19 protein-coding genes and 1 pseudogene are annotated in these 24,325 nt (G+C 71.1%); 7 read left to right on the top strand and 13 right to left on the bottom strand.

Annotated features, from left to right (window positions below):
- Positions 1-323 precede the first annotated feature (323 nt).
- The 3 genes from ACH4UK_RS35765 to ACH4UK_RS35755 all read right to left on the bottom strand — a co-directional run bounded on the left by ACH4UK_RS35765 (position 324) and on the right by ACH4UK_RS35755 (position 4,129).
- Positions 324-2,753, bottom strand: a complete 2,430-nt coding sequence (locus ACH4UK_RS35765; RefSeq protein ID WP_398363234.1) for a sodium-translocating pyrophosphatase — start codon at positions 2,751-2,753, stop codon at positions 324-326.
- 364 nt (positions 2,754-3,117) lie between these two features.
- Positions 3,118-3,576 (bottom strand): ATP-binding protein, encoded by a 459-nt coding sequence (locus tag ACH4UK_RS35760; RefSeq protein ID WP_398363233.1) that lies wholly within the window; start codon positions 3,574-3,576, stop codon positions 3,118-3,120.
- A 199-nt stretch (positions 3,577-3,775) separates the two neighbouring features.
- The gene (locus ACH4UK_RS35755; protein ID WP_003967428.1) at positions 3,776-4,129 is read right to left on the bottom strand and encodes an STAS domain-containing protein; all 354 of its coding nucleotides are present in this window, start codon (positions 4,127-4,129) and stop codon (positions 3,776-3,778) included.
- Positions 4,130-4,208: 79 nt separating this feature from the next.
- On the opposite strand from ACH4UK_RS35755, the gene ACH4UK_RS35750 reads away from it, so the two are divergent.
- Positions 4,209-6,689 (top strand): DEAD/DEAH box helicase, encoded by a 2,481-nt coding sequence (locus ACH4UK_RS35750; protein WP_398363231.1) that lies wholly within the window; start codon positions 4,209-4,211, stop codon positions 6,687-6,689.
- A gap of 32 nt (positions 6,690-6,721) precedes the next feature.
- Here ACH4UK_RS35750 and ACH4UK_RS35745 read toward each other — a convergent pair whose 3' ends face one another.
- From ACH4UK_RS35745 to ssd, 8 genes and pseudogenes are all read right to left on the bottom strand, one after another.
- Positions 6,722-7,255, bottom strand: a complete 534-nt coding sequence (locus tag ACH4UK_RS35745; protein WP_398363229.1) for a TlpA family protein disulfide reductase — start codon at positions 7,253-7,255, stop codon at positions 6,722-6,724.
- Positions 7,256-7,775: 520 nt separating this feature from the next.
- Positions 7,776-8,018: pseudogene (locus ACH4UK_RS35740) on the bottom strand (Rv3654c family TadE-like protein); the annotation flags it as partial.
- Positions 8,019-8,242: 224 nt separating this feature from the next.
- Positions 8,243-8,575: a TadE family type IV pilus minor pilin gene (locus tag ACH4UK_RS35735; protein WP_398363227.1), complete on the bottom strand. Its 333-nt coding sequence runs from the start codon at positions 8,573-8,575 to the stop codon at positions 8,243-8,245.
- A 115-nt stretch (positions 8,576-8,690) separates the two neighbouring features.
- The gene (locus tag ACH4UK_RS35730; RefSeq protein WP_398363226.1) at positions 8,691-8,957 is read right to left on the bottom strand and encodes a DUF4244 domain-containing protein; all 267 of its coding nucleotides are present in this window, start codon (positions 8,955-8,957) and stop codon (positions 8,691-8,693) included.
- A gap of 107 nt (positions 8,958-9,064) precedes the next feature.
- Positions 9,065-9,868 carry a type II secretion system F family protein gene (locus ACH4UK_RS35725; RefSeq protein WP_398363271.1) on the bottom strand — a complete coding sequence of 268 codons (804 nt, stop codon included), beginning with the start codon at positions 9,866-9,868 and terminating at the stop codon, positions 9,065-9,067.
- 35 nt (positions 9,869-9,903) lie between these two features.
- Positions 9,904-10,824: a type II secretion system F family protein gene (locus ACH4UK_RS35720; RefSeq protein WP_398363224.1), complete on the bottom strand. Its 921-nt coding sequence runs from the start codon at positions 10,822-10,824 to the stop codon at positions 9,904-9,906.
- Positions 10,821-11,969 carry a TadA family conjugal transfer-associated ATPase gene (locus ACH4UK_RS35715; RefSeq protein ID WP_398363222.1) on the bottom strand — a complete coding sequence of 383 codons (1,149 nt, stop codon included), beginning with the start codon at positions 11,967-11,969 and terminating at the stop codon, positions 10,821-10,823. The genes ACH4UK_RS35720 and ACH4UK_RS35715 overlap by 4 nt, the downstream gene beginning before the upstream one ends.
- On the bottom strand, positions 11,966-13,036 hold the full coding sequence (gene ssd, locus ACH4UK_RS35710; protein ID WP_398363269.1) for a septum site-determining protein Ssd: 1,071 nt from the start codon (positions 13,034-13,036) through the stop codon (positions 11,966-11,968). Before ssd ends, ACH4UK_RS35715 begins: the two co-directional genes overlap by 4 nt.
- Before the next feature lie 566 nt (positions 13,037-13,602).
- On the opposite strand from ssd, the gene ACH4UK_RS35705 reads away from it, so the two are divergent.
- Positions 13,603-14,448, top strand: a complete 846-nt coding sequence (locus ACH4UK_RS35705) for an HAD family hydrolase (protein WP_398363220.1) — start codon at positions 13,603-13,605, stop codon at positions 14,446-14,448.
- Between the two features lie 447 nt (positions 14,449-14,895).
- Here the strand turns inward: ACH4UK_RS35705 and ACH4UK_RS35700 are convergent, their stop codons facing one another.
- On the bottom strand, positions 14,896-15,720 hold the full coding sequence (locus ACH4UK_RS35700) for an oxidoreductase (protein ID WP_398363218.1): 825 nt from the start codon (positions 15,718-15,720) through the stop codon (positions 14,896-14,898).
- Between the two features lie 103 nt (positions 15,721-15,823).
- Between ACH4UK_RS35700 and ACH4UK_RS35695 the strand changes: the two genes are divergently transcribed.
- Complete coding sequence (locus ACH4UK_RS35695; protein WP_398363216.1) at positions 15,824-16,819, top strand: ATP-binding protein; 996 nt, start codon at positions 15,824-15,826, stop codon at positions 16,817-16,819.
- Between the two features lie 411 nt (positions 16,820-17,230).
- Here the strand turns inward: ACH4UK_RS35695 and ACH4UK_RS35690 are convergent, their stop codons facing one another.
- Entirely contained in the window at positions 17,231-18,574 is a 1,344-nt protein-coding gene (locus ACH4UK_RS35690) for a hypothetical protein (RefSeq protein ID WP_398363214.1), read from the bottom strand.
- Between the two features lie 361 nt (positions 18,575-18,935).
- Between ACH4UK_RS35690 and acs the strand changes: the two genes are divergently transcribed.
- The 4 genes from acs (at position 18,936) to ACH4UK_RS35670 (ending at position 24,220) form a co-directional block, all read left to right on the top strand.
- On the top strand, positions 18,936-20,930 hold the full coding sequence (acs, locus tag ACH4UK_RS35685; protein ID WP_398363212.1) for an acetate--CoA ligase: 1,995 nt from the start codon (positions 18,936-18,938) through the stop codon (positions 20,928-20,930).
- Between the two features lie 287 nt (positions 20,931-21,217).
- Positions 21,218-22,630 (top strand): Na+/H+ antiporter NhaA, encoded by a 1,413-nt coding sequence (gene nhaA, locus ACH4UK_RS35680; protein WP_398363211.1) that lies wholly within the window; start codon positions 21,218-21,220, stop codon positions 22,628-22,630.
- Positions 22,631-22,670: 40 nt separating this feature from the next.
- Positions 22,671-23,210, top strand: coding sequence for a phage holin family protein (locus tag ACH4UK_RS35675; RefSeq protein ID WP_398363209.1), 540 nt, complete (start codon positions 22,671-22,673; stop codon positions 23,208-23,210).
- Entirely contained in the window at positions 23,207-24,220 is a 1,014-nt protein-coding gene (locus ACH4UK_RS35670; RefSeq protein WP_398363207.1) for an alpha/beta fold hydrolase, read from the top strand. Before ACH4UK_RS35675 ends, ACH4UK_RS35670 begins: the two co-directional genes overlap by 4 nt.
- Positions 24,221-24,325 lie beyond the last annotated feature (105 nt).

Genomic DNA, 24,325 nt, shown 5'->3' with positions numbered 1-24,325 from the left:
GCCCCGGAACTTACACGCCGAGGGGGCGAGAGCCGGGTGCCGGTCATCCGGTGTGCACCCTTTTGAAGCCATTTGCACCAAGGGAAATGAGGGAGATGCCACTCATGCAGGGAATCGGACGCCTGATCGGTCACTCACCCGAAGGGCTTCTGGCGATTCTCGGCACACCGCCGGTGCCCACACCGCCGGACGCCACCGGACACCGCCGGACGCCCGTGGCGGCAGGGGAAGAGGGCGGACGGCGCGTCAGTGCGCACCGCCCGCCCGTCACCTGATCGTGCGTCACGCCATGGAGCGGCCGACGCCCCTCCCGTACGCACGGATCACGGGGCCGCCGCGGGATCCGGTGCGGGGACCGAGGGACCCGCGCCCGCCGAGGCGTCGTCGTCGCCCACCGTGATGCCCCGGCGCTTGGAGATGTAGACCGCGACGACGATGATCCCGATGGAGACGACGGCCACCAGCGCCCGCACCCAGGGATTCGCGTCCGCTCCATAACTGAACTGCACGATCGCCGGAGCGATGAGCAGGGCGACCAGGTTCATCACCTTCAGGAGCGGGTTGATCGCCGGGCCCGCCGTGTCCTTGAACGGGTCGCCGACCGTGTCGCCGATGACGGTCGCGGCGTGGGCCTCGCTGCCCTTGCCACCGTGGTGGCCGTCCTCGACGAGCTTCTTGGCGTTGTCCCAGGCGCCGCCGGAGTTGGCGAGGAACACCGCCATCAGCGTTCCGGTGCCGATCGCGCCCGCGAGGTACGAGCCGAGCGCGCCGACGCCGAGGCTGAAGCCGACCGCGATCGGCGCCAGCACCGCGAGCAGTCCCGGCGTGGCCAGTTCGCGCAGCGCGTCACGCGTGCAGATGTCGACAACCCGCCCGTACTCCGGCTTCTCCGAGTAGTCCATGATCCCGGGGTGCTCGCGGAACTGCCGCCTGACCTCGTAGACCACGGATCCGGCCGAGCGGGACACCGCGTTGATGGCGAGCCCGGAGAACAGGAAGACGACCGCGGCGCCCAGGATCAGGCCGACGAGGTTGTTGGGCTGCGAGATGTCCAGGCTCAGCCCGAGCTCGCCCACTCCGGCCCCGACGTCGTCGACCGCCGTGGCGATGGCGTCGCGGTAGGACCCGAAGAGCGCCGCCGCCGCCAGCACGGCGGTGGCGATGGCGATGCCCTTGGTGATGGCCTTGGTGGTGTTGCCGACCGCGTCCAGGTCGGTGAGCACCTGGGCACCGGCCCCCGTGACATCCCCGGACATCTCGGCGATGCCCTGGGCGTTGTCCGAGACCGGACCGAAGGTGTCCATGGCCACAATGACCCCCACGGTGGTGAGGAGCCCCGTTCCGGCGAGCGCCACCGCGAAGAGCGCCAGCATGATCGACGTACCGCCCAGCAGGAACGCCCCGTAGACGCCGAGGCTGATCAGCAGAGCGGTGTAGACGGCCGACTCCAGGCCGATGGAGATGCCCGCGAGCACCACGGTGGCCGGGCCGGTGAGCGAGGACTTCCCGATGTCCCGGACGGGGCGGCGGTTGGTCTCGGTGAAGTAGCCGGTGAGCTGCTGGATGAGCGCGGCCAGGACGATGCCGATGGCGACGGCGACCAGGGCGAAGACGCGCGGATCGCCGCCGTGCGCGGCGATCGCCTCGTCGGTGACCCCGTCCAGCTCGGCGTAGGTGGACGGCAGATAGACGAAGGCGGCCACGGCCACCAGGGCGAGCGAGATCACCGCGGAGATGAAGAAGCCCCGGTTGATCGCGGTCATCCCGCTGCGGTCGGCGCGACGCGGGGCGACCGCGAAGATCCCGATCATCGCGGTGACGACGCCGATCGCCGGAACCATCAGGGGGAAGGCCAGACCGGAGTCGCCGAACGCGGCGGTCCCGAGGATGAGCGCGGCGACGAGCGTCACGGCGTACGACTCGAAGAGGTCGGCGGCCATGCCCGCGCAGTCACCGACGTTGTCGCCCACGTTGTCGGCGATGGTGGCGGCGTTGCGCGGATCGTCCTCCGGGATGCCCTGCTCCACCTTGCCCACCAGGTCGGCACCCACGTCGGCGGCCTTGGTGAAGATCCCACCGCCGACCCTCATGAACATGGCGATCAGCGCGGCGCCGAGACCGAATCCCTCCAGCACCTTGGGCGCGTCGGCCGCGTAGACGAGCACCACGCAGGAAGCCCCGAGCAGACCGAGCCCCACCGTGATCATTCCGACCACGCCACCGGTACGGAAAGCGATCTTCATCGCTTTGTGCGAGACAGCGGTGAGATCCTTTTCCGGTTCTCCCTCCGCCGGAGTCGCCTCACGCGCGGCCGCGGCCACCCGCACATTGCTCCGCACGGCGAGCCGCATGCCGATGTATCCGGTCGCTGCCGAGAAAATCGCGCCCACCAGGAAGAAGAGGGAACGCCCCGCGCGCTGCGACCAGTTGTCGGCCGGCAACAGGAACAGCAGGAAGAACACGACGACGGAGAAAACACCGACCGTGCGCAGTTGTCGGGCCAGATAGGCGTTCGCGCCTTCCTGGACCGCCGCGGCGATCTCCTTCATCCGTTCGGTGCCCTCGCCGGCCGCCAGGACCTGGCGTACGAGCAGCTGGGCGACGATCAGCGCGGCGACGGCGACGACCGCCACCACGATGATGATCATCCGGTTGCCGTCGGTGAGTACCGCCGCCGCGAGGGAGACGGGTCGGTCGGAAAGTGCGGATTCTTGCGTCAGTGCTGCCATTGGGGTGGTGAAGAACTCCGCCATACGTCCTCCTTGACGCTCAGCGCTCAAGTCGTGGACGGATTGTAGGGAGCGGAACCTGATCAAAACAGTGGGCGGGAGGAGAATTGATCGATCTCCCCTCAACGCCAAAGATCAGCGGAGAGATTCTGCTCGAATGCAGTAATGCGGCATACGCATTACCCCCGGCCTGGGGAGCGCCCCGCGAAAAGCCTCGACAAGAAGGTCAAGAAGCGGTTCACGAAGAGAAACAAGAAGAAAGGCCCTGCTCAGCAGGGCCTGGGAAAACGAAACATCGCCCGCACGCCTGGGCGCCCCCGCACCTCAGGGAGCGCGAAGGCGGTCCCGGCGCCTCAGCCCCTCGGGGTCGCGGGCACGGGCGGGAGCCTCAGGGCTGTGCCGCGACGCCGGCCGTCGGCCAGCTCATACGGATCACTCCGCCGCCCGCACCGGAGCGGACTTCCACGTCGTCGACGAGACCACTGATGACCGCGAGGCCCATCTCGTCCTCGCCCTCGCCGTCCGGCTCGTCCAGCCCCGCTCCGGAACCACCGGCGCCGTCACGCGCCCCCGAGGCGGCCGGCTCCCCGCCGGGGCCGGGAACGCTGTCCCCGACCTCGATGGAGAACATCTTCTCCTCCTCGGTCAACGCCACGCTGACCGGCGCGGTGATGCCGTGACTGCGGTGCAGCCCGACCGCGCGGCTGCACGCCTCGCCGACGGCGAGCCTGACCTCGTCGAGCACCGCCTCGTCGACGCCGGCCCGGCGCGCCACGGCGGCCGCCACCAGGCGGGCCGTCCTGACATGTTCAGGCTGGGCGCTGAAGCGGAGTTCAACGGTGGCCATGCCATCCCCCTCGAACGTTTGGGCGTACGCCTCAGAGGCCCCGGGCGTTTCGCCCGGCACCCCTGCTCTCCTCCTCCGGAAGCCGACAAAGCCGGCAGCCGACCCAAGGGTCGACCGCCTGCCCGTCACGGCCCAAGCACTGCCGCTGCCGGCCTGTTCACTGCCTGCCGACCGGCCCGGAGGCCAGTCCGCTCCGACCTCAGTCGGTGGCGGCGACAGCCTCGTCGACCGTGGTGTGAATCGGGAACACCTTGGTCAGACCTGTGATCCGGAAGATCTTGAGAATGCGCTCCTGGTTGCAGACCAGGCGCAACGAGCCCTCATGGGCCCGGACACGCTTCAAGCCGCCCACGAGCACGCCGAGGCCGGTGGAGTCGAGGAAGTCGACACCTTCCATATCGACAACCAAGTGGTAGCTGCCGTCATTCACCAACTCGACCAACTGCTCGCGCAGCTTGGGCGCGGTATACACATCAATCTCGCCACCGACCTCGACGACCGTACGGTCGCCACCAGGGCCGGACACATTGCGAGTCGACAGGGACAGGTCCACGGATCCTCCAGCACCTTGCTATCGAGCGGTCGCCCCTCGGTCTCCCCGACGGAGGCCAGGGGACGGATCGCCAGCCGCGATGGCATTCAATCACTTACCAGCAGCCATGCACGACGCCTTGGGACCATTGTCCGTCACGCCAGTGACACACTCGGTGCCGATGGCCAAGAATCACCGTCCCGGACGACCACCCGAGAGTGGGGACTCGCGCCCCTCTCCCGCCATGATCCTCGACCGGCTCGCCGCAGGGGCGGGCCGGGCCGCGCGCATCACTCATACGGAGCACTTGCCCCCGCGGTCGGGAACCCATGCCATCTGGCCGGATCGCATCCGGCCAGAAGTGATCTCGGCGATCGAAAAAGCCGGGATCGACCATCCGTGGGCCCACCAGGCGACCGCGGCCGAGCACGCGCTGGACGGCGAATCCGTCGTGATCGCCACCGGCACGGCCTCCGGGAAGTCCCTCGCGTACCTCGCGCCGGTCCTCAGCGCCCTCCTGAGCGGCTCCGAGGCTCCGAACGGCCGCGGGGCCACCGCCCTGTACCTCGCGCCCACCAAGGCCCTGGCAGCCGACCAGCGGCGCTCGGTGAAGGCACTCGCGGCCCCGCTCGGCAACGCCGTCAGGCCCGCGGTCTACGACGGCGACACCCCGGTCGAGGAACGCGAATGGGTGCGCCAGTACGCGAACTACGTTCTGACCAACCCCGACATGCTGCACCGCGGGATCCTGCCGTCCCACCCTCGCTGGGCGTCCTTCCTGCGGGCCCTGCGATTCGTCGTGATCGACGAGTGCCACACCTATCGGGGCGTCTTCGGCTCCCACGTCGCCCAGGTCCTGCGCCGCCTGCGCCGCCTGTGCGCCCGCTACGGGGCCGATCCGGTCTTCCTGCTGGCCTCCGCCACGGCAGCGGATCCCGCGGTCGCAGCCGGGCGTCTGACGGGCCTGCCGGTCCAGGAGGTGTCCGACGACGCCTCCCCGCGCGGCGAGCTGGTGTTCGCCCTGTGGGAGCCCCCGCTGACCGACCTGCACGGCGAGAAGGGCGCCCCCGTACGCCGTACCGCGACGGCCGAGACCGCCGACCTGCTCACCGACCTGACCCTCCAGGGCGTCCGCTCGGTCGCCTTCGTACGCTCCCGGCGCGGCGCGGAGCTGATCTCGCTGATCGCCAAGGAGCGGCTCGCGGAGGTCGACCGCTCGCTGCCGAAGCGGGTCGCCGCCTATCGCGGGGGCTACCTCCCCGAGGAGCGCCGGGCCCTGGAGCGGGCGTTGCACTCCGGCGAGCTGCTCGGTCTGGCGGCCACCACCGCCCTGGAACTGGGCATCGACGTCTCCGGTCTCGGCGCGGTCGTCATCTCCGGCTACCCGGGCACCCGGGCGTCACTCTGGCAGCAGGCGGGACGCGCCGGCCGCTCGGGCCAGGGCGCCCTGGCCGTTCTCGTGGCCCGGGACGACCCGCTGGACACCTACCTGGTGCACCACCCGGAGGCACTCTTCCGGCAACCCGTCGAGTCGACGGTGCTGGACCCCGACAACCCCTATGTCCTCGCCCCCCATCTCTGCGCCGCGGCCGCCGAACTTCCCCTCACCGAAACCGACATCGCGCTCTTCGGCCCGGCCGTCCCCGAGCTGCTGCCGCAGCTGGAGGCTGCGAAGCTCCTCCGGAAGCGTGCCTCGGGGTGGCACTGGACCCGTCGCGAACGGGCCGCCGACCTCGCCGACATCCGGGGCGGGGGCGGCCGTCCCGTCCAGATCGTCGAGGAGGGCACCGGCCGCCTGCTGGGCACCGTCGACGCGGCCGCCGCGCACACGACCGTCCACGAAGGGGCCGTCCACCTCCACCAGGGCCGCACCCACCTGGTCCGGAAACTGGACCTGGAGGACTCCGTGGCCCTGGTCGAACAGGCCGACCCGCCCTACTCGACGGTCGCCCGCGACACCACCGCCATCACCGTGCTGGAGACCGACACCGAGATCCCCTGGGGTCAGGGGCGGCTCTGCTACGGCTCCGTCGAGGTCACCAACCAGGTCGTCTCGTTCCTCCGCCGGAAACTGATCACCGGGGAGGTCCTGGGCGAGACGAAGCTCGACCTGCCGCCCCGCACCCTGCGCACCCGCGCCGTCTGGTGGACCGTCACCGAGGACCAACTCGACGCGGCCCGGATCAACCCGGAGATCCTCGGCGGCGCGCTCCACGCCGCCGAGCACGCGTCGATCGGCCTGCTGCCGCTCTTCGCCACCTGCGACCGCTGGGACATCGGCGGCGTGTCCGTGCCGCTGCACCCGGACACCCTGCTGCCGACGGTCTTCGTGTACGACGGCCACCCGGGCGGCGCCGGATTCGCCGAGCGTGCCTTCCACACCGCAGTGACGTGGCTGACGGCGACCCGGGAGGCCATCGCCTCCTGCGAGTGCGAGGCGGGCTGCCCCTCCTGCATCCAGTCCCCCAAGTGCGGCAACGGCAACGAGCCCCTGCACAAGCGCGGAGCCGTACGCCTGCTCACCGAACTCCTCAGGGCCGCGCCCCCGGAGCCGGACGGAGCGAACACACCGGAGGGTTGATCCGCCGGATGCCCGGCGGTCGACGAGCGCGGTCAGGACGGCAGGAGCGGTACGACCAGCCGCTTCAACTCCGCCTCTCCGATCGCTCCGATCCGTGCGGCGGCGATCCGCCCCTCCGGGTCGACGATGATCGTGAACGGATATCCGGTGGTGTTCACCACACCCTTCGGGAGCCGGAGGAGCTGCCGACCCTGCGGGTCGTGCAGACTCGGATACACCAGCTCCGCGTCCTTCTCGAAGGCACGTGCATCGCCGATCGACACATCCGCGTTGACGCCCACGACCCGTAGCCCCCTGCTCCGCAGTTCCTCGTGCACCCGGGAGAGACCGGGAGCCTCCGCACGACACGGACCGCACCATGACGCCCACGCGTTGACCACGACGACCTTGCCCCGCAGCCCCTTCAGGCTGAACCGCCCGTCGCCGTCGACGCGTTCCCCCGCCATCTCCGGCATCGCCACCCGGTCTGCGGGGGCGTACGACGTCAGCGGCGCGGGCCCGCCGGCGTCGTCCGCGGGCAGGGGCGATGTCGAGCATCCCGCCGACGCGGCCAGCGAAATGGCCACCGCAGTCAAGGTCCGTAGCATCTTCACGTTCGTCGATAATGCCACCGGGCTCATGACCGACTACCCGTGCCCGCCCCGGGCCGGTCGGAACGCTTGGGCTGGTTGGGCTGGTTGGGCTGGTTGGGCCGCTCAGGCTGGTCGGGCCGGTCGGAACGCTCGGGCCAGGCTGGTCGGGACCGTCGGGCTGGTCGGGCTGACCGGGCTGGTTGGGCTGGTCGGGCTGGTCGGGCTGGTCGGGTTGGTTGGGCTGGTCGGGCCGGTCGGAACGCCCGGAACGCTCGCGCTGGTCGCGCTGGTCGCGCTGGACGCGACGCTCGGGCTGGTCGGCACGCTCGGGTTGGTCAGGCCGGTCGGGCCGCCCGGAACGCTCGTGCCACGGCGGCTGGCGCGCCCGCATTACCGCGGCGGCCGGCCGGACCCGGATGACCTTGTCGGCCGCCGTGGCGCGGGGAGCGGTCGGCGGGCCGGCTCGGGCCCTGACGGCGGGCTCGTAGGGCCCGAACCTCGAACGGGCGGTCACATCGGCGATCTCCCCGCGCACCGCGCAGCGAACGAGCACGGCGCCCTGCGCCAAGGCCACCCGCTGGGCCGCCCCGCAGGCGACGCCCGTTCCCTCCAGCGCCCGGTCCGCAGCCGCGAGGGCCGCTAAATCCGCGGCACCGCCCGCCCGGTGACGGGCCGCCACGGCCTGTCCCAGCGCCAGCACAACGGCGAACACGGTGCACAGGCCGGCCGCCGTGACAGCCACCCACACGGTCGCCATGCCCCGATCCCTGCCGCGGAGCACGCCTCCATCCACGCCAGGGACTGCGCTCCGATCCACGCCGCGGACCGCGCCCAGGTCCGCACAAGGGCCCACGCCCCGATCCACGCCCAGGTCCACACCACGGACCACACCCAGGTCCGCACCCTGAGCCCGGCCTCGCCGTCGGAGCACATCCCGACGGCACCGCTCGTCGCGCCCTCGGCCCTCGGGTCCCCTCTCCCTCATGGCCCGGCACCCCCCACCGTGTCCTCCGCCAGGGCGGCCGCCTCGGCGCTCAACGTCAGGGTCAGCGCGCCCGGCCCCGGGGTCGGCGCCTCCACCCGGACGCGCCACAGGTCTCCCGCCCGCCCCACCTCGATCCGGGCTCCCTGGGGCGCCGCGTCACGCGCGGCCTCCCGCACCGCGGCCTCCGGCTCCGAACGGGCCGCGGCCCGCGCCCCCGCACGCGCCGCGTCCACGCACCGGATCTGGTCCGAGGCCGCCATCAGCGCCCAGAGCAACGCCATCGTGAACGCCACCAGCACCGGGATCACCAAGGCCGCCTCCGCGGTCACCGCGCCCCGGTCACCACGCCCGTCGCCTCGCGTGGCCCGGCTCCGGTTCCGCCCCCGGGGAAGGTCGCGGGCCGACGCCACACACCCCTTCCCCGGACGAGGCCCCGCCTGGACCTCAGAACTTCGCATCGAGCGCGTCCTCGACCAGCGACTGCATCGCCGACAGCACCGGCCCGCTGTTCACGACCTTGTAGAGCACCGCCGCGAAGGCACACGCCGCGATGGTGCCCACCGCATACTCGGACGTGGTCATCCCCCGATCGGACCGGCCAAGCCGCCCCGCCCACCATGTGGACCACTTCGCTGGCCGGTCCGGCGCCCCTGTGGACAGCCGCCCCGCGCGCAGAGCGTCGACGGCCCGGTCCCAGAACTTCGTTTCCATTTCATCCCCCGATGAGCATCGATGACGAGCGGGTGCCCCAACGGAACACCCGTGAGTGACAGCGAAAATGACCGACCGGTCGCCGATGGTCCGACCCACGCGCAACGTCACGGGCCCGGACGGCCGTTCGCGAGCAGGTCGCCGGCCAGGCCAATGATCACCGGCGCCACCCCGACCGTCAGGAAGGCGGGGAGGAAGCAGAGCCCGACCGGCGCGGTGATCAGCACCCCGGCCCGTTGCGCCCGCGCCACCGCCGCACCGGCTCGCTCGGCGCGCATCGACTCGGCCAGCCGGGCAACCGGCTCCGCGGCCGGAGCCCCCGTCGAACCTGCCCGGTGCAGGCAGCGGGCCAGCGGGCCTGCGCCCGGTATCTCCCCGAACCGGCCCCATGCCTCGGCCGGTTCACCGCCGAGGCGGATCTCGGCGGCGGTTCGGGCGAGCCGATCGCCGACCGGGCCACCGATGGATTCACCCACCTCCTCGGCCGCCTCCCGGGGGCCCGCCCCGACCGCGATACAGGCGGCCAGCAGATCCGCGGCCAGGGGAAGCTGCTCGGCGATCACGGCCCGCTCCGGGCGCGTACCGCCCGGACGACGACGGGGCCGGGTCCGCTGCCACCGCCATATCCCGTACGCCACGGCCGAACCGACGGCGCAGCCCAGCACACCGCCGACCAGGATCCATCCGGTCAGCCAGGCCCCCGCCGGAGCCGCCCACCGCCGAGCGGCCTCGGAGAGACCCGGCCCGCCGCTCGACCGGAACGGTGCAGCCATCCGGCTCCACCTGCCGGGCCGTGCCGCCGTGACCATGCCCAGCAACAGTGCGCCCCGCCCGCGAACCGCCCGCTCCCGATGCCCGGCGGCAGTCATGGCGGCCAGCTGCGCCATCACGCCGAGCACCGCCGCCGACATCCCCAGGCTGTGGAGAACTTCTCCGCCCGGCGCGCTCACCCCGCCTCCCCTCCCCGCACGATCCGGCAGGCCCAGAAGAGCCCGGCCGCCTCCAGGAACGCGCCCATCGCCAGACAGACCAGGCCGCCCGGGGTGTGCAGCAGTACGCGCAGGGGGTCGGCTCCGAGGGCCGCTCCCAGCCCCAGGCCCGCGACCGGGAGCAGTGCCAGGACCACGACCGTCGACCACGCTCCCGCCAGTTGGGCGCGCAACTCCTCCCGTCTGCGCCGGTCCCCCCGCAGCGCCGCCTCCAGGCGTTCGAGCCCGGTCGCCAGCCCGGCCCCGCCGTCCACGGCCACGCGCCAGCACACGGCCATCCCGGACAGCCCCTCCAGACCCGGACCCGCCGCCGCCTGCCGCAACGCCGCCGGCACGTCACCGCCGAACCGCGCCGCCGCCAGCACCGCGGCCTCCGCCTCCCCCAGCAGGCCGCCGGCGGCGGACGTCGCCCAAAGGCCGTCCTGCGCCAGGCCCTCGCGCAGCGCGACCAGCAACGCCTGCCCCGGCTCGCGGCCGGCCCGCAGCTCCCCGACCACGGCTCCGCACAACGCCGCCACCCCAGCCGCCGCCCTCTCCGCCTCCCGCGCTCCGGCCCTCCTCCGCAGCCATCGACGCGCCAACGGGACCGCAACGGCTCCCGCGACCAGCGGCAGCACCGAACTCCCCAGCACCGCAAGCAGCACCGCCGGCGGAACGCACCACCACTCCCGGCGCACCCGGGCCGACTCCGTGACGCGCCACCAGATCTTCAGCAGACGTGGCCACCGGCCCCACGGCTGACGCGACGCGGGCGGAGCGTCCACGAACAACACCCGGGCCCGCCGCACACCCGGGTCCCGCATCATCGCGAGCCACACCGCCGAACCCGCGCAGAGAGCCACCGCGTGGGCCGTGTACGCGGGCGTTCCCCCTGTCACAACGCACCTCCGATCAGTGACCGCAGCCGCTCCCATCCCCGCTCCGGAACGAATCCGCCGACGCCCCAGCTCAGGGCCGGGACCGTGTGGACGAGTCCCGCCGCGTCCCGCTCCAGCAAGTGCACCTGGGCGACCCGCCGTTGCCCCGCACGGTCCCGCACGAGGTGCACGACCACCGAGAGCGCGGCCGCCAACTGGCTGTGCAGGGCGACACGGTCAAGACCGGCCGCGGTGCCCAGCGCCTCCAGTCGGGCGGGGACATGCTCGGCGGCGTTCGCATGGACGGTGCCGCACCCTCCCTCATGGCCGGTGTTCAGCGCGCCCAGCAGGTCCAGGACCTCGGCCCCGCGCACCTCCCCGACCACGAGCCGGTCGGGCCGCATGCGCAGCGCCTGGCGCACCAGATCGCGCAACGTCACCCGGCCCGCGCCCTCCTGATTGGCCGGGCGTGACTCCAGTCGGACCACATGCGGATGATCCGGCCGCAGTTCGGCGGAGTCCTCGGCGAGCACGATGCGCTCGTCCGCGCCGACCGCCCCCAGCAGACTGGCGAGGAGCGTCGTCTTGCCCGCCCCGGTGCCGCCACTGATCAAGTAGGAGATCCGCGCCTCCACGAGGGCGCGCAGGATCCGGTCGCCGCCCGGCGGCACCGTGCCCGCGTCCACCAACTCCATGAGCGAGAAGGCCCGCGGCCGCACCACGCGCAGCGAGAGGCAGGTCGAGCCGACGGACACCGGCGGCAGCACGGCGTGCATCCGTGTGCCGTCGGGCAGTCGTGCGTCCACCCACGGCCGCGCGTCGTCCAGCCTCCGGCCGGCGACCGCGGCGAGACGCTGGGCCAGTCTCCGGACCACCGCCGCGTCCGGGAAGGTGACGCCCGTCAGCTGGAGCCCGCCGCCCCGGTCCACCCACACCCGGTCCGGCGCGGACACCAGCACATCGGTCACCGCGGGATCCGCGAGCAACGGCTCCAGCACTCCCGTGCCGACGAGCTCGCCCCGCAGTTCCGCCGCGGCCCCGAGCACCTCGGCATCCCCCAACAGCCGCCCCTGGGCCCGCAGAGCGGCGGCCACTCCGGCCGGAGTGGGAGCGGCACCGCTGCGTGCCAGCCGCTGGCGTACGGCGTCGAGCAGTTCGTCCGTCATGCCGTCCCTCCCCCGTGCGGGCCGGTCACGGAACTTGGGTCACCGGCGGCCGCCACTTGGTCCCAGAAGGCCGAGCAGAACCGGGCCAGCGGGCCCCGGGCACTGCCGCCGGGCGGGGTGCCACCGTCCTGCGAGGCCAGAAGGCCGGATTCGGAAGGGAGTTCACCGACGAGCGGAAGGCCGACGGCCTGCGCGACCCACTGCCCGTCCAGGCCCGACGCATACGGGCCCCGGGGCACCACCCGCAGGTCGTCCAGGACCATGCCGGCCGTGGCCGCGACGCGCTTGGCCGCTGCGACCGCGCGCAGTTCGCCGGGCACCACGAGCAGGCCGAGATCGAGTTGGGCCAAGGCTTCCGCGACTCCCTCGTCGACCCGGCGCGGGAGGTCCACGATCACCACGCCGCCGAGTCGGCGCGCGGCCGCGAGCACCGCCCGCATCGCCTGCGGCGGGATCACCACCTCGTCGTCGCGACCCCAGCTCAGCACCCGCAGCCCGTGGAGCGCGGGCAGCGAGTCCTCAAGGGCTCCACCGCCGAGCCGCCCCTTCGACTGCGCGAAATCCGGCCACCGCATTCCTTCGGCGCGTTCGCCTCCGAGCAGGACGTCGATCCCGCCGCCCAGCGGGTCGGCGTCGATCAGCATCGTCCGCCGGCCGGACCTCGCCGCACTCACGGCCAGCGCGCAGGCCAGCGTCGATGCGCCGGAGCCGCCCCGGCCGCCCATCACGCCGACGGTGAGCGCGGGCCGCCCCACGCCTTCGGCCGCGTTGGCGATCTGATCGACGAGCCAGCCCTCGGAATCGGGCAGGCGCAGCACATACTCGGCCCCGATCTCCACCGCCCGCCGCCACACGTACGGGTCGTCCTGGTCCCGGCCGACCAGCATCACGCCCTTCCTGCGGCCGGCGCCCCGGCATCGCGCGGCGGCGTCATCGCCGACCAGCACCATCGGAGCCCGCTCCCAGCCGCCGCGACGTACGGGCGGCCCGTGATGGACCTCCGGCTCGGCTCCGGCCGCGGCGCACAGCCTCAGCAGATCGTCGAGCAGCTCCACGTCCTCGGTCACGATCAGCGGGCCTCCGCGCCGCCCATCGGCGACCGCCGCCCCTTCTCCCACAAGCGATCCACTCACGATCTCCGCCCCCTTCTCACTGCCCCTTCAGTGCGGTTCGCGGCGTTCTCGGAGCGTTTCCGAGATGCGCGATTCCGGCACCCGCGGACTTCGCGGGTGGAATCAACGTGCAGCACCGCGGAAAATCATGTGGATCTTGATGAAAAACTGTGGACAACCTCGGGGTTGTGAATAACTCCGTAACCCAAACCAGCGACTTCCGGAGCGCAGGCCTTTGGCTACACACTGTGACGAGACGAGTCGCACAACGCCCGGCTCGCACGATCAGGCCGAAGACGGCCGGACGGGAGGCTCAGGTGGTTCCCACCCCAAAAATGCGTCCGGACATGCGACGACCCCCGCCGGGGGGAGAGCGGGGGTCGTCCCCACGGCCGACTCGGGGGGGGGAGGAGTCGGACCGGGTTAGCACGGTCGCGAACGATCCGTGACTTCCATGGTGTACCCGAGGGCCTTCTCAGGCAAACCCACGCGCCGGAGTTTACGCCGAATGGTGGGCCCCTATGCTCAGCGTTGTGGAAAACTGCTTCTCGCCGCGCACAGCAGCCTTCTTTGACCTGGACAAGACGGTCATTGCGAAGTCTTCGACGCTGACCTTCAGCAAGTCCTTCTACCAAGGCGGACTGATCAACCGCCGCGCTGTACTGCGCACTGCGTACGCACAGTTCGTGTTCCTCGCCGGGGGCGCCGATCACGACCAGATGGAGCGGATGCGTGAGTATCTCTCCGCCCTCTGCAAGGGGTGGAACGTCCAGCAGGTCAAGGAGATCGTCGCCGAGACCCTGCACGACCTGATCGACCCGATCATCTACGACGAGGCCGCCACCCTCATCGAGGAACACCACACCGCAGGACGCGATGTGGTCATCGTGTCCACCTCGGGCGCCGAAGTCGTCGAACCCATCGGCGAACTGCTCGGCGCCGACCGTGTCGTCGCCACGCGCATGGTCGTCGGCGACGACGGCTGCTTCACGGGTGAGGTCGAGTACTACGCCTACGGGCCGACCAAGGCCGAGGCCGTGAAGGCGCTCGCGATCTCCGAGGGGTACGACCTCTCGCGCTGCTACGCCTACAGCGACTCGGCGACCGACGTGCCGATGCTGGAATCGGTCGGCCACCCGCACGCGGTCAATCCCGACCGCGCGCTGCGCCGCGAAGCGACCCTTCGCGAGTGGCCGATTCTCGTCTTCAATCGCCCGGTCCGGCTCAAGCAGCGCCTGCCCGCCTTCTCGATGCCGCCCCGCCCCGCTCTCGTGGCGGCGGCCGCGGTCGGCGCGGCGGCCGTCACCGCAGGGCTGGTCTGGTACGCCAGTCGTCGACGCACCGCCGACTCCGCCCTGCCGGGGTGAGGGCGGAGCGGGATGCCCCCGGAGCACCCGCGCCCGATTCGCCCCTGATTGAACCTAAAAGTAAAGAAGTGGGGCCAGGGGTTTCCCTTCCCCTGGTCCTGGAGTACAAAGGATTTAACGGCCCGCGAGACCAAGGACATCCGCGAGGATGACCTGTAACGCAGAACGGCCCCACGGACCGCGCACGAAAGCCGAGCACCCACGCGACGTCGACCCGTCGATTACGGGCCAGCCGCACCAGGTGACGGGCAAAGCACCCGACCTGATGGGCAATTTACGAGGACGCTTGGTAACTGGGCGGACGTGCCAGCGGCGGTACCGCACATCGGTACCGCCGCAACCCTTGCCCCGGGCCCTTGCCCCGGACCATCGCCCTTCCGTCACCCCGGGCCATCACCCTTCCGCCGCCCGGAAGTCGATCCCTCCCGCGCCTGCCGCGTACCGCCCTCAGGCCGCGCCGCGCTGAAGCGCCTCGCACACCGCGGTCGACTCGCGCACACCCAGCTCGATCGAGCGCCCGCAGTGGGCGATCCAGGCGGCCATGCCCTCCGGGGTTCCGGCCGTGTAGCCCGCGAACGCCGCGACATAGGCCGCCCGGCCCTGTTCCGCGTGCCCCACCTCGGCCGGGCAGATCGACTTCGGATCCAGTCCGCTGCCGATCAGCACGATGCGCTCGGCCGTCCGAGCCACCAGGCCGTTGTGCGAGCCGAACGGCCGGAGCGCCAGCAGTTCGCCGTGCACCACGGCGGCCGTGACCAGAGCGGGGGCGCTGCCGCCCGCGATGATCAGCTGAGAGAGGCCTTCGAGTCGTCCGGCGACCTCCTCGGCCCCGGGAAGCGGCGCCTCGATCAGCGGCTCGTCGACGGATTCACCCGCCAGGCGCGGACGCCCCACCGCGTCGTCGGGAGCCGCCCCGCCGGCCGCCACCAGATGCAACCGAGCCAGCACCCGCACCGGCGACTGCCGCCAGATGGAGAGGAGTTGGCCCGCTTCCGCCGTGAGTCGCAGCGCGGCGCCGACCATGCGCGCCTCGTCCTCACCACTGAAGTCGGTACGCCGACGCACCTCCTCGAGGTTCCAGTCGGCACCGGCCAGCGCGGCCGAACCACGAGAACCCCGCAGAGCGGCTTCGGCCGTGACCTCATTGCTGCGGCGCCGCATGACGCGATGGCCGTAGACCCGGTCGACGGCCTTGCGCACGGAGTCCACGGCATCGGGCGCGCCGGGCAGGGAACCGAGCGCGGCAAGCGGGTCTGAGGTAGTCGTACTCATAAGTAGCGAGGCTACGCGCCCGTCCCGCCGGGACCACCCTCAAGTGGCCTTCTTCACGGAACGATGACAGCACAGAGCGAGGAAACCGCTACCGTAGGTGAACATGAAGATCGCTTTCGTCGGGAAGGGCGGCAGCGGAAAGACCACGCTGTCCTCGCTCTTCATCCGCCACCTCGCCGCCAACGAAGCCCACGTCGTCGCCGTGGACGCCGATATCAACCAACACCTGGGGGCCGCTCTCGGCCTGGACGAGGCGGAGGCCGCCGCGCTGCCCGCCATGGGTGCGCACCTCCCCCTCATCAAGGACTACCTGCGGGGCGCCAACCCCCGTATCGCCTCCGCCGAGACGATGATCAAGACGACTCCGCCCGGCGAGGGCTCCCGACTGCTGCGGGTCCGCGAGGACAACCCGATCTTCGAGGCCTGCGCGCGTACGGTGCGGCTCGACGACGGGGACATCCGGCTGATGGCGACGGGCCCCTTCACCGAGTCCGATCTCGGAGTGGCCTGCTACCACTCCAAGGTCGGAGCCGTGGAGCTCTGCCTCAACCACCTGGTCGACGGTCCCGACGAGTACGTCGTGGTCGACATGACAGCGGGCTCGGACTCGTTCGCCTCGGGTATGTTCACGCGCTTCGACATGACGTTCCTGGTCGCGGAGCCGACCCGCAAGGGGGTGTCGGTGTACCGCCAGTACAAGGAGTACGCACGGGACTTCGGCGTCGCCCTGAAGGTCGTCGGGAACAAGGTGCAGAGCCCGGACGACCTGGAGTTCCTGCGCGCGGAGGTCGGCGACGACCTGCTGATCGGGATCGGCCACTCCGACTGGGTCCGGTCGATGGAGAAGGGTCGGCCGTCCAGGTTCGAGCTGCTGGAGGCCGACAACCGGATGGCCCTCCAAGCACTGCAGAACGCCGCCGAGGACTCGTACGAGCTGCGCGACTGGGAGCGCTACACGCGCCAGATGGTGCACTTCCACCTGAAGAACGCCGAGAGCTGGGGCAACGAGAAGACCGGCGCCGACCTGGCCGCCCAGGTCGACCCCTCCTTCGTGCTCGACGAGCGGCACGCCGGAGCGGGCGTCACCGCCCCCGCCTGACGCGACACGCGGGAGCCGCCACGTTCACCGCCCGCGCCCGCGGTCACCCGCCCCTGCCCCTGCGTTCGGCAACCCCGCACTCCTCGGCCGCCGTTCGCCGGTGGCCGGGCACAGGCGGCCGGGCACAGGCGGCCAGCCACCTGCCCCTGTTCGCCGATCGCTGATCGCTGATCGCCGTTCGCCGTTCGCCGTTCGCCGTTCGCCGTTCGCCGTTCGCCGGCCACGGGAAGGTGGCCGGCGAACGATGGGGTGCGATTCAGCCATTGTTCCGATGCTCCGACGGGTCGACCGGCTGCCCGGCCGCCCGGCTGACCGGTTACCCCGTCGACCGTCGGTGTGCCGGCTGGCGCTTGATCGACCGTCAGTCGGACCGTCGGCCGTCGGTGTTCCGGCCGACTGCTCGATCGACCGTCAGTCGGTGTTCCGGCCGGGTGCTCCCGCGGGAGCCGGACCCGCGGCGCCCTTCTCCGTGCCCTTGTCCGCGGGCGGCGCGGCAGCCGACTGGGTGCCGAGGTAGGACGACCAGCCCGTCTTGGGCGCCTCGCCGACGCCGAGCGTGGTGAGCTTGGCCAACGTCTTCGGGTCCTGCGCGTCCAGCCAGTCGGCGAGCTGCCGGAAGGACACGCAGCGCACGCCCTCCTTGGTGCACACCTTCGCGATGGTCTCCTCGATGGCGCGCATGTAGGTGCCGCCGTTCCAGGACTCGAAGTGGTTGCCGATGATCAGGGGCGCCCGGTTGCCGCCGTACGAGCGATCGAAGGCCTGGAGCAGCCCGTCCCGCATCTGGTTCCCCCAGTACTCGTGCTGGGAGGGGTCCCCCTGGGTGGCCGTGCCGGACTGGTTGACCATGAAGTTGTAGTCCATCGAGAGGGTCTCGAAGGCGCGGCCGGGCATCGGAACGAGCTGGAGCGGAATGTCCCAGACCCCGTCCTTCTTCTGGGGCCAGACCTGGTTGCCGACGCCACTGGAGTCGTAGCGGAAGCCCATGGTCCGCGCTGCGGCGACCATGTTCTTCTGCCCTTCGAGGCAGGGGGTGCGGGCTCCGACCAGTTCCTTGTCGTAGTCGAAGGGGAGCGGGGCCTCGCCCTTCAGCTCCGGAGTGTTGGTCTTCCAGCTCTTGACGAAAGCTTTCGCCTGGCTGATCTCGCTCTTCCACTCATCGACGGACCAGGTCCCGACGCCGCCGTCCTTGCCGCAGAAGTGGCCGTTGAAGTGGGTGCCGATCTCGTTGCCGTCCTTCCAGGCGGCACGAACCTCGGCGAGGGTGTCGCGGATGCCCTCGGTGTCGTTGAAGCCGATGTCGGAACGGCCCGGCGCGTGCTGGGGCGGGTTGTAGAGGTCCTTCTTGTCCTCCGGCAGCAGGTACACGCCGCTGAGGAAGTACGTCATGTTGGCGTTGTACTTTTTGGCCACGCCACGGAAGTGCGAGAAGAGCTTCTGGCTGTCCTCTCCGGCACCGTCCCAGGAGAACACCACGAACTGGGGCGGCTTCTCGCCGGGCGCCAGGCGTTCGGCGGCCGGCATCTTCGGCTGGACCCCGGTGAAGGCGGTGGACCCGTCCCCGATGAGCTTGACGGCGTTCTTCGGGGCGGCGGCCGGGGGGTTCTCCTTGGCGCCGTGGGCGCCCTTCTCCGCGTCGGCTCCCGCACCCCCGGACGCGGCCCCTCCGGATCCGGCTCCGGAACAGCCCGCGAGAACGGCGACCAAGGCCGTGGTCATGACGCCCAAGGCGATCCTCTTCGTGGCGGCCATCATCCGCCCACCCTCTTCCTTGCAGGTTATTTGCGTTGAAGTGCCGACACGGCGCGGCCAAATTCGCACGCGGTCCCGCACGGCAAGGGCGACATACCGAATGAAAAGCTGCTTATTCACTGATAAGAGTTATCAACTAGCCCGAACGCCCCCGGTCTGAACCGGACGAGCCCCGGGCCCGTGCAACCGAACGGCCCCGTTCCTCATCGCACCCCGGCGCACCACGAGGGACGGAACCGCCGCGCGCCACGCGTCGTACGGCGACCCTGAATCGCGGGGCGGGATCATGGCTCCATACACGAAGACACAGGTCTAAACCAATTCCCGGCAGACACTTGTCACCCGGCCTCGCGCCTGATGAGCTATGCCCCGGGACACAACGGACACCCTGGGACTGGGAGAAGTCGTGAGCAACGAGAGCCTGGCCAACCTGCTTCGGGAAGAGCGGAAGTTCGCTCCGCCTGCCGAGCTGGCCGCCAACGCCAACGTCACCGCAGAGGCGTACGAGCAGGCCGAGGCGGACCGGCTGGGCTTCTGGGCCGAGCAGGCCCGCCGCCTGACGTGGGCCACCGAGCCGACCGAGACCCTCGACTGGAGCAACCCGCCCTTCGCGAAGTGGTTCGCGGACGGCAAGCTGAACGTCGCGTACAACTGCGTGGACCGCCACGTCGAAGCGGGCAACGGCGACCGGGTCGCCATCCACTTCGAGGGCGAGCCGGGCGACAGCCGGGCCATCACCTACGCGGAGCTGAAGGACGAGGTCTCCCGGGCCGCCAACGCGCTGACCGAGCTGGGCGTCGGCAAGGGCGACCGGGTCGCCGTCTACCTGCCGATGATCCCCGAGGCCGCCGTCGCGATGCTGGCCTGTGCCCGCATCGGCGCCGCGCACTCCGTGGTCTTCGGCGGCTTCTCGGCCGACGCCATCGCCGCCCGTATCAAGGACGCGGACGCCAAGGTCGTCATCACGGCCGACGGCGGCTACCGCCGCGGCAAGCCGTCCGCCCTCAAGCCCGCCGTGGACGACGCCGTCTCCCGGTTCGAGAGCGTCGAGCACGTCCTGGTCGTCCGCCGAACCGGCCAGGACACCGCGTGGACCGAGGGCCGCGACGTCTGGTGGCACGAGATCACCGCCCGGCAGTCCGCCGAGCACACCCCCGAGGCCTTCGAGGCGGAGCAGCCGCTCTTCATCCTCTACACCTCGGGCACCACAGGGAAGCCGAAGGGCATCCTGCACACCTCCGGCGGCTACCTCACGCAGGCCTCGTACACGCACCAGGCGGTCTTCGATCTCAAGCCGGAGACCGACGTCTACTGGTGCACCGCCGACATCGGCTGGGTGACCGGGCACTCGTACATCGTTTACGGGCCGCTGGCCAACGGCGCGACGCAGGTCATGTACGAGGGCACCCCGGACACCCCGCACCAGGGCCGCTTCTGGGAGATCGTGCAGAAGTACGGGGTCACGATCCTCTACACCGCCCCGACGGCGATCCGTACGTTCATGAAGTGGGGCGACGACATCCCCGCGAAGTTCGACCTCAGCAGCCTCCGCGTCCTGGGTTCGGTCGGTGAGCCGATCAACCCCGAGGCGTGGATGTGGTACCGCAAGCACATCGGCGCCGACAAGTGCCCGATCGTGGACACCTGGTGGCAGACCGAGACCGGCGCGATGATGATCTCGCCGCTGCCCGGTGTGACGGAGACGAAGCCGGGAAGCGCCCAGCGCGCGCTGCCGGGCATCGCCGCCACAGTGGTGGACGACGACGCCAACGAGGTGCCGGACGGCGGGGGCGGCTACCTCGTCCTCACCGAGCCGTGGCCCTCCATGCTCCGCACCATCTGGGGCGACGACCAGCGGTTCATCGACACCTACTGGTCGCGTTTCGAAGGCAAGTACTTCGCGGGCGACGGTGCGAAGAAGGACGAGGACGGCGACATCTGGCTGCTCGGCCGGGTCGACGACGTCATGCTCGTCTCCGGACACAACATCTCGACCACCGAGGTCGAGTCCGCCCTCGTCTCCCACCCCTCGGTCGCCGAGGCCGCCGTGGTCGGCGCGGCCGACGAGACGACCGGCCAGGCCATCGTCGCGTTCGTCATCCTGCGCTCCACCGCCACCGCCTCCGACGAACTGGTCGCGGAGCTGCGCAACCACGTCGGCACCACCCTCGGCCCGATCGCCAAGCCCAAGCGGGTCCTGCCGGTCGCCGAACTGCCCAAGACCCGCTCCGGCAAGATCATGCGGCGCCTGCTGCGCGATGTCGCCGAGAACCGCGAACTGGGCGACGTCACCACACTCACCGACTCCTCGGTGATGGACCTGATCACCACCCAGCTGCCGTCCTCCTCCGAGGACTGACAGCACGCACCAGAGACATGAGTACGGCTCCGATGGGCATCCGGCGACGCGCCGGGTGCCCATCGGGCCTTTAGCCTGAAGTCCGCCCCTCCCGAAGATCGACCCTCAGCGCTTCTGAAGATCACCTCTTCCGAAGATCAGGTCATACGGTCCCGCCCCGCACGCCCCCGGTACAGTGGGCGCCGCATCCACAACTTCAGAGAACATCTCCACAGGGGCGCCGGGAAGTCTGGTCGGCACATCCATCAGTCCTGCCCTCATGCCGCCCTGACCTGGAGGTCTCTCTCGTGGCACCGTCCGATCCGCCCACCCCCGCCCCGCCCCGGCGTCCGCTGCTCGGCAGGCTCTCCCTCCCCGAGCGGAACTACGTCGCGGAGGCGCTCCGTACCGAGACGGTCGGCGGCGTGCTCCTGCTGGTGGCGGCGGTCGCCGCACTCGTCTGGGCCAACACCTTCGGCGGCTCGTACGAGACGGTCAGCGACCTCCACTTCGGCCCCGACGCCCTCGGCCTGGACCTCTCCGTGGCGCACTGGGCGGCGGACGGACTGCTCGCCGTCTTCTTCTTCGTCGCCGGCGTCGAGCTCAAGCGCGAACTGGTCGCGGGCGAGCTCCGCGACCCGAAGGCCGCGGCCCTCCCCGTGGTGGCGGCCCTCTGCGGCATGGCGGTGCCCGCCCTCGTCTACACCCTCACCGCGGTCGTCGGCGGCGGGTCGACGGACGGCTGGGCGGTCCCGACGGCCACCGACATCGCCTTCGCGCTCGCCGTCCTCGCGGTGATCGGCACCTCTCTGCCGTCCGCGCTGCGGGCCTTCCTGCTCACCCTGGCCGTCGTCGACGACCTCTTCGCGATCCTGATCATCGCGGTGTTCTTCACCTCCGACCTGAACTTCCTGGCGCTCGGCGGCGCCGTGCTCGGCCTGGCCCTCTTCTACCTCCTCCTCCGTTTCGACGTACGGGGCTGGTACGTCTACGTGCCGCTCGCCCTGGTCATCTGGGGCCTGATGTACAACAGCGGCATCCACGCCACCATCGCCGGTGTCGCGATGGGCCTGATGCTGCGCTGCACCCGGCGCGAGGGCGAGAAGCACTCCCCCGGCGAGCACATCGAGCACCTGGTCCGCCCGCTGTCGGCCGGCATCGCCGTCCCGCTGTTCGCGCTGTTCTCGGCCGGCGTCGCGCTGAACGGCGGGGCGCTGGCGGGCGTCTTCACCCGGCCCGAGACGCTCGGTGTCGTCCTCGGTCTCGTCGTCGGCAAGACCGTCGGCATCTTCGGCGGCACCTACCTCACCGCCCGCTTCACCAAGGCGGAGCTGAACAAGGACCTGGCCTGGGCCGATGTCTTCGCGGTGGCCTCGCTCGCCGGCATCGGGTTCACCGTCTCGCTGCTCATCGGCGAGCTCGCCTTCGAGGGCGACCCGGAGACGGTCAACGAGATCAAGGCCGCCGTGCTGCTCGGTTCGCTGATCGCGGCCGCGCTCGCCTGTGTACTGCTCAAGATCCGGGTACGCACCTACCGGGCGCTGATCGCGGCCGAGGAGCTGGACGAGGACGAATCCGGGGTACCCGACGTCTACGAGCAGGATGATCCGGAGTATCACCTGCGGATGGCCGCGATCCACGAGCGCAAAGCGGCCGAACACCACCGTCTCGCCGAAGAGCGGGCGGGGGCAGCGCGCAACAAGCCGAACAGTCCGGCATGATCTGACATCGGATGTGTCGAAGACGGAGAGGGAGTCAGGGATGAGCGACCCCGGCAACTACGTGGGCAGTGCGGACCGCAGCATCGGGCAGCTGGTCGCCTCGGCGACGGCCGAGATGTCCGCGCTGGTGCACGACGAGATCGCCCTGGCCAAGGCGGAGGTGCGGCAGGACGTCAAGCGCGGGGCGATCGGCAGCGCGGCGTTCATCGCCGCCGGCGTGCTGCTGCTGTTCACGATGCCGATGCTGAGCTTCGCGGCCGCCTACGGGATCCACAACCTGGGCCTGGGCCTGGCGTGGTCCTTCCTGATCGTGGCCGGCGCCTTCATCGTGCTGGCCGCCCTGATCGGGTTCATCGGTCTGCGGAAGTTCAAGAAGATCAAGCCGCCGGAGAAGTCCATCGCCTCCGCCAAGCAGACCGCCGCCGTCCTGCAGAAGGCCAAGCCGCACCCGCGCGCGTCCGTCGAGGCCGCCGCGATCATCGAGCGCTCCGGCGGCTCCGGCAGCAGCCTGGCGAAGAAGGGCATCGAAGGCGGCTCCGGTAAGGACAAGGCCGCCGCTGTGGCACGCTCGTCCACATGACGGTTCCCGATTCCAGCGCATTCGGCCCGACGGGTCCGGTGGACCCGGAGGGTTCGGCCGCCCCGGCCACGAGCCCGGCGGGCCGGACCGCGGCGGGGGGCCCGGTGCGCCTCGACGGCCCCTGGACCCACCGCGACGTGGCGGCCAACGGTGCGCGGTTCCACATCGCCGAGGCGGGCGAGGGGCCGCTGGTGCTCCTGCTGCACGGCTTCCCGCAGTTCTGGTGGACCTGGCGCCACCAGATCACCGCGCTCGCCGACGCGGGCTTCCGGGCCGTGGCGATGGACCTGCGCGGGGTGGGCGGCAGCGACCGCACCCCGCGCGGTTACGACCCCGCCAACCTGGCCCTCGACGTCACCGGGGTGATCCGCTCCCTCGGCGAGCCCGACGCGGCCCTGGTCGGCCACGACCTCGGCGGCTACCTCGCCTGGACGGCCGCCGTGATGCGGCCCAAGCTGGTCCGCCGGCTCGCCGTCTCCTCCATGCCGCACCCGCGCCGCTGGCGCTCCTCGATGCTGTCCGACTTCGCCCAGTCGCGGGCCGGTTCGTACGTCTGGGGCTTCCAGCGCCCGTGGCTGCCGGAGCGTCAGCTCCTCGCGGACGACGCCGCCCTGGTGGGCGGCCTCATCCAGGACTGGGCAGGCCCCCGCACCCCGGACTTCCCCGACGCGGAGACCCTGGACGTCTACCGGCGGGCCATGAGCATCCCCTCCACCGCCCACTGTTCGATCGAGCCGTACCGCTGGATGGTGCGGTCGATGGCACGTCCGGACGGAATCCAGTTCAACCGGCGGATGAAGCGCCCGGTCCGGGTGCCCACGCTGCACCTGCACGGGTCGCTCGATCCGGCGGTCCGCACCCGGAGTTCCGCGGGGTCCGGTCAGTACGTCGAGGCGCCCTACCGGTGGCGACTTTTCGACGGTGTCGGGCACTTCCCGCACGAGGAGGATCCGATCGGCTTCTCCACCGAACTCATCAACTGGCTCAAGGACCCCGAGCCCGACCGGTAGCCGCCCGCCCGACATGGGCACGCGTGTCCGACGAACAGCCAATTGCCTGCCGCATAGGCCAATTGGCTGACTCGCCCACGATTACCGACCTTGGCTCACGGGCAG

It is taken from the genome of Streptomyces sp. NPDC020884, from assembly GCF_044333935.1.
In the GTDB taxonomy this organism is placed as follows: Bacteria; Actinomycetota; Actinomycetes; order Streptomycetales; family Streptomycetaceae; genus Streptomyces.
The sequence above is the reverse complement of the archived record's forward strand: the minus strand, read 5'-3'. Positions and strand labels throughout refer to the sequence as shown.